Genomic DNA, 5,989 nt, shown 5'->3' on the forward strand with positions numbered 1-5,989 from the left:
CTTCATCTTTACCCATTACCCGCCCTACCTGTACGACGCCAAAGAGCGCAGCACCTACGACAATATCGACGAGCCCGGCCGCAGCTGGCTGCTGGAGCGCATGCGCTGCGCCAACGTGGAAGCCGTGTTTGCCGGCCATGTGCACAATTTCTGGTACGACGTGGTTGGCTGCGCCGAGATGTACCTGCTGCCGTCCACCGCGTTCCTGCGCCATGACTTCGCCGAGTTTTACCGGTCTGCACCGGGCTTTGAATACGGTCGCGGCGATGCTGAAAAATTCGGCTATTTCGTGGTCGATGTCTACGAAAAAGGCCACGTCGCCCAATTGATCCGCACCCACGGCGACAAGCTCAACGTCGGCGACAGCTTCAAGCTCAAACGACAGACAGCGCCAGTCCATACCAAGACATCCGCCCTGGCCGGCTTGGGCGTGGAAATGCGCCACGAGTGGAATGAAGTGGTGCAGATTCCCTGCACCGGCGGGGTCCAGGAGTTTGGCAGGAAGCCGGTGCGCAACGACTATCAGTTGATGGTGTTGTGGGAAATCGGCATGCGCACATTGAAGGTGCCGGAACAGGACTTGCGCGATCCGGAAACGCTGGCCCGCGCGCGTTTGATGACGGATGTCGGGCATGACTTCATCGTCACCACGCTGGGTGTGCCGCAAGAGTCCTTCCTGGACGAGGTGGTGGCGTCCGGCGTGCGGGTAGATGCGTTCGAGCTGAACCTGTCGATGGAAAAATTGACGGCGCGCACCGCGCAAATCATCCGGCTGCGGCGCAAGAGCGCGGCAAAAATCATTTTCTCCAAGCTGCGCACGACGGAAGATTCGCATTTTGACGGGCAGCACTTCAGCCACTTCGTCAATGCCGGTATCCGGCCAGAAGAACTGCCCGGCCTGAAGGATCGCATCGCCGCGCTGCTGGCCGACAAGATCATCGACGGCATTACCGTGCGTCTTGATCGCGGCACCGACCTGCTGGCCACGGCGGGCGCGCTCAATGCCTTCGCGCAGGCGCTCGATTGCGACATCATTGCGTCGGTCAAGCTGGCCGGCCCCAGCCTGGCGCGGGCCTGCGACGACAATATCGACACGGCACGGCTGGCCGCAGAAGCCATCGTCGCGTCCCGCTCGTCGTCGCGGGTGCGCTATGTGTTTGATACCTTCATGGATATAGACCGTGGTTATTTCCCGCGCAATGGCTTCATCGATCGCAGCTTCAACCCGCGTGAAGCGGCCAATACCGTGGCCAGCATGGCGGCCATGTTGCCCGCCGAAGGGATGGCAGCAATCGGTGCCGTGCAACAGGCAGGCGACTGCCGGATCAGCAATTTCACCGTTGGTGCGCAAGGCTTTACGCTGCTGTCCGGCGATGCCGGCGCAGTGGCGCGGCAAGTGCAGGCCAAGGCCAGCGCCAGCATCGTCAACCTGCTCTCGCGTGGCGTCATGACTGCCACAGACAGCGTGGCGTCGGACGATGGCCGGGCGCTGGTGCTGTTGCGCCACGATTGAAGGCGGTACAACGCAGTGGCGTCATGCGGCACGCGCCACGCGCCACAAGGCAGGCCCAGGATTTTTGATTCACGGTTTCAATGACTTAATTCGCCATTCCAAGGAGAGCAGGATGATCAGCTACAAGAAGTCGTTGTTGATGTTGTGCGCGGCGCTGGTTCTGCCGCTGTCTGCGCTGGCTGCCGACCCGTATCCGGTCAAGCAAGTCAAGTTCACGGTCGGCTATGCACCCGGCGGCGGCACCGATGTCATCGCCCGGCTGCTGGCCAGCGAACTGACCGGCAAGTGGAGCCAGCAAGTGGTGGTGGAAAACAAGACCGGCGCCGGCGGCATGATCGCTGCGCAACAGGTAGTCAATTCCAGCCCTGACGGTCATGCACTGCTGATCGCGTACACGCCGGAAGTGTCCCTCAACAAGCTGGTCTACAAGCAGATGCAATACGATCCGCTGACCGACTTGCAGCCGATCGCGCTGGCCACGAGTGCACCGCTGTACCTGGTGGCCGGACCCAAGTCAAAGGTCACGACCTATGCGCAACTGGTCGAACTGAAAAAGACCAATGCGTCGATTTCGTATGGCTCACCCGGCATTGGCGGCCAGCAGCACTTGGCCGGTGAATTGCTGAAGATCCAGACCGGCATGAACCTGATCCATGTGCCCTATCGCGGTACCTCGCAGGCCGTGGCCGACCTGCTGGGCGGACAGATCGACCTGCTGTTCGCGACTGCGCCGTCGATCATCGGGCATATCCGCGCCGGCACGCTCAAGCCGCTGCTGGTAACGTCCAATAGCCGCGATGCAATGCTGCCCGACGTGATGTCCGCCAGGGAAGCCGGATTGAAGGACTTCGAAATCTCGAACTGGTTCGGCATGTTCGGCCCCAAGGGCATGAACGCGCAGCTGGTGGAAAAGATTTCCGCTGACGTCGCCACCGTGCTGGCCGACAAGGGCGTCGCCAAGAAGCTCAGCGACCAGGGACTGTCGGTGACGTACATGGCGCCGGAAAGATTGCGCGCCTATGTGAATTCTGAAATGAAGAAGTACGGCGACATCATCGACAAGGTCGGCCTGCAGAAGCAATAAAGGCGCAATAGTTGGCGGCAGTGAAGCGGCATGACCGCAATGATCACCGCCGCAATCTTCATGGCCGCAATCTTCAAAGTGGCAATGACGGCGGGCCGTGCACGGCTCGCCGCTCTTTCCCCGCTCAGCCGGTAATGGCCGCAGTCATCACCACTTCCACCCGGTAGTGCGGGCGTGCCAGCGTTGCCTGCACGGTCGCCCGCGGCGGCGCATTGCCAGGCGCGACCCAGGCATCCCACACTTCATTCATCACGGCGATGTCGCGGATATCGGCAATGAAGATCTGGCAGCTCAGGATCTTTGTCTTGTCGCTGCCCACGCCGGCCAGCAAGCCGTCGATCTGGTCCAGCACATCAGTCATCTGGCTGCGGATGTCCACGCCCGCTTCGGGCCGCGGCACCTGCCCCGCCAGGTAGGCGACATTCTGGAATACCGCGATGTCGGAAAATCTTTTTTCTACGTTGATGCGTTCAATCATGTCCGGGCTCATTGTGTTGGGCCGGGCGGGTCATCCGCCCGGCATGGCTAGCCCGCGCGATGCGAGCAGGATGCGATGGTGATGGGATGGTGATGGTATAGCTTACTGATCGCGCACGACCGCTTTGCGCTTTTCGACAAAAGAGAGCATCCCGTCCTGGCCGTCTGCACTTTGCAGCGCAGCGCTGATCAGGTCTGCCTCCACCCGCAAGCCCTCTTCGAGCGAGCCTTGCAGGCCACGGCTTATCGCTTCGCGCGCCAGTGCTGCCGAGTTCAGGCTGTAAGGCGTGAAACGGGCCAGGAAGCTGCGCGCTTCGTCCATCGGGCTGTCGCCTTCCACCAGCTGGTTGACCAGGCCGATGCGCAAGGCTTCCTCGGCATCGACAAAGCGGCCGCTGAGGATGATGTCGAGCGCGCGCGACTCGCCAATCAGGCGCGGCAGGCGCTGTGTGCCACCGTATCCGGGAATCAGGCCCAGCTTGATTTCCGGCAGGCCCATCCGTGATGCGCGGGTGGCGATCCTGAAGGTGCAGGCCAGCGCCACTTCCAGTCCGCCGCCCAGTGCGAATCCGTTGATCAGCGCCACCGATGGCATGCGCAATTGCGACAGCCGCGTAATGATGCCCTGGGCCACCGCCGTATCGCGCCGCTGCTGACCGGCGCTGCGGTCCATCAGTTCCGGAATGTCAGCGCCGGCACAGAAGGCCTTGCTGCCGGCGCCGGTGACGATCAGGCCGCGGGCGCTCGATGCAGTTACCTCGTCGAGCGCCTTGTCGAGCTCGTGCAGCAGCGCAAAGTTGAGCGCATTGAGCGCCTCCGGCCGATTCAGGGTAATGACAGCGTGGTCTGCGTGAAACTCTAGATTGACGTACATCGAATTCTCCGGGATTGGACGGGATTGAATTAAGACTGTTGATTCATCGGGGCCGGGCTTCATGGAGCGAATCCACGGCCTGTCGATCATGGGCGGGTAGCGCAATGCCTCTCGATAATAATGAATTATGATTCATAAACAGATTTTACTTTCCGCATGGCTGGCAGTGGCGACAGTTTCGGCATTGACATGATGTCGTGGGCAGCAGCCACCACTTTGCGCGACCCCGAGGAACACCATGAGCCAGCAGAGCATGGCGCCAGACGAACCCTGGCAGCAAGCGCAGCAGCGCGCTGCGCTATCAAACCTGATGCAGGCCATGAAGGCCAGCGGAGAACGCGTCGATCTGTTTGAAACCCATATTTCCTGGGTGATAGTCACGCCTGCCACCGCTTGGAAATTCAAGAAAGCAATCCGGCTCGACATACTCGACTTCACCACGCTGGATGCGCGGCGTGCGTGCTGCCTGGAAGAGCTACGGCTGAACCGGCGGCTGGCCGGTGAGCTGTATCTCGGGCTGGACGCGGTGATCGGCAGCGCACAAGCGCCGCAACTGGTGGATGCGGAGAGCTGCACCGAGCCGGTTTTCGATTATGCGGTGCGGATGCAGACCTTCCCGCAGGAGGCGTTGTGGGATCACAGGGCGCGGCAGGGTCTGCTTGCCTTTGACGAAGCCGCCGGGCTTGGGCAACTGCTCGGACAGTTCCATCTGGACGCCGCAGTCGCATCGGCCGATAGCGAATTCGGCGACCCTGCGCGACTGCTGGCGGTGAGCCGCAGCAACCGGCATGAGATTGCTGCCCTGCTCGGCGACATCGCTGCGCAACAGCAACTGGAGCAGGTCAGCGCCGCACTCGAACGTTCGCACGCCACGCTGTCGCCGCTGCGCCTTGCGCGCAAGCGCGAAGGCCGCGTGCGGGAATGCCACGGCGACCTGCATTGCAGCAACCTGCTCACGCTGGATGGTCGTTCGCTGGCGTTCGACTGCATCGAATTCAACCCCGTGCTGCGCTGGATCGATGTGATCGATGACATTGCCTTTGCGGTGATGGACCTGCGCATGTTCGGGCAGGACAAGATCGCTGCCTGCCTGCTCGATGCGTGGCTGCAGGTAACCGGGGACCATGGCGTCTTGCGGCTATTGAATGCATCGATGGCCGAGCGTGCACTGGTGCGCTGCAAGGTTGGCTTGCTGCGGGCGCGCCAGCAGGAGCCGGATGCGGCGCAAGTGACGCATGCCGAGGCGCTGGCTTACCTGGCGCTGGCATGGCGATGCCTACACCCGCAGCCGGGGCGGATCATAATCACCCACGGTTTTTCCGGCTGCGGAAAGTCGACTGTGGCCGCAGCGCTTGCCCGCGTGATGGGGGCGCTGCGGCTGCGATCGGACGTTGAACGCAAGCGCTTGCTGGGAATTACGGCTGTGCAGCGTCCAGCGGCAGCGGAGCGGACGGCGCTGTATGCAGACAGTGCGCGCGAGCAGGTTTATTTGCAGTTGGCTGAACAGGCCGCGCATGTAGTCCGGTGCGGAATGACGGTGATTGTCGATGCGACGTTCCTGCAGCAGGGGCAACGTGAATTGTTGCGAACACTTGCTGGCGATTTGCAGGTGCCGATGTTGATCCTGGATTGCCGTATCGATCTTGCACTGCTGCGCGAGCGCCTCGCGGCGCGGGTGCGGGAAGGCCGGGATCCGTCGGATGCCGACCTGGATGTGCTGGCGGGACAATTGGCGCAGCATGATGCGCTGACTGCGGCGGAATTGCGTGAAACCGTTATTGTGGACACCGGGAGAGAGTTGCCCGAGGAGGCGGCGCGACGGGTGGCGGCGCTGGTTGATTTGGGTCACTAACTGTCCTTGTAGAGCAGGCTATTTACTGCACACACCGGCAGGTGCAGAAATCGCTCCCGTGCAGAGACCTGCGCTAAAAAAATCCCAACCGCACCACCTTCGGCGCTGGAAAATACCTACCGCACCACCGTCCGAATATCAGCCGAAAAACACCCCTGTGAGCCTCGCTGTTCGGTCACTAGGTGCGCA

At 61.7% G+C, this 5,989-nt stretch carries 5 protein-coding genes; 3 read left to right on the forward strand and 2 right to left on the reverse strand.

The features are described from left to right. Positions 1-1,513 (forward strand): calcineurin-like phosphoesterase 5 (locus Q7T64_RS10310; RefSeq protein ID WP_304795194.1); only part of this gene is annotated, 1,513 nt, incomplete at its 5' end. Positions 1,514-1,625: 112 nt separating this feature from the next. Next, positions 1,626-2,597, forward strand: a complete 972-nt coding sequence (locus Q7T64_RS10315) for a tripartite tricarboxylate transporter substrate binding protein (RefSeq protein WP_304795197.1) — start codon at positions 1,626-1,628, stop codon at positions 2,595-2,597. Positions 2,598-2,721: 124 nt separating this feature from the next. Here the strand turns inward: Q7T64_RS10315 and Q7T64_RS10320 are convergent, their stop codons facing one another. Then, positions 2,722-3,087, reverse strand: coding sequence for a RidA family protein (locus tag Q7T64_RS10320; protein ID WP_304795199.1), 366 nt, complete (start codon positions 3,085-3,087; stop codon positions 2,722-2,724). Between the two features lie 90 nt (positions 3,088-3,177). Next, positions 3,178-3,948, reverse strand: a complete 771-nt coding sequence (locus tag Q7T64_RS10325; RefSeq protein WP_304795200.1) for an enoyl-CoA hydratase/isomerase family protein — start codon at positions 3,946-3,948, stop codon at positions 3,178-3,180. 238 nt (positions 3,949-4,186) lie between these two features. On the opposite strand from Q7T64_RS10325, the gene Q7T64_RS10330 reads away from it, so the two are divergent. Continuing rightward, positions 4,187-5,800 (forward strand): bifunctional aminoglycoside phosphotransferase/ATP-binding protein, encoded by a 1,614-nt coding sequence (locus Q7T64_RS10330; RefSeq protein ID WP_304795202.1) that lies wholly within the window; start codon positions 4,187-4,189, stop codon positions 5,798-5,800. Positions 5,801-5,989 lie beyond the last annotated feature (189 nt).

This window comes from Lacisediminimonas sp. (assembly GCF_030645335.1).
Taxonomy (GTDB): domain Bacteria; phylum Pseudomonadota; class Gammaproteobacteria; order Burkholderiales; family Burkholderiaceae_D; genus Lacisediminimonas.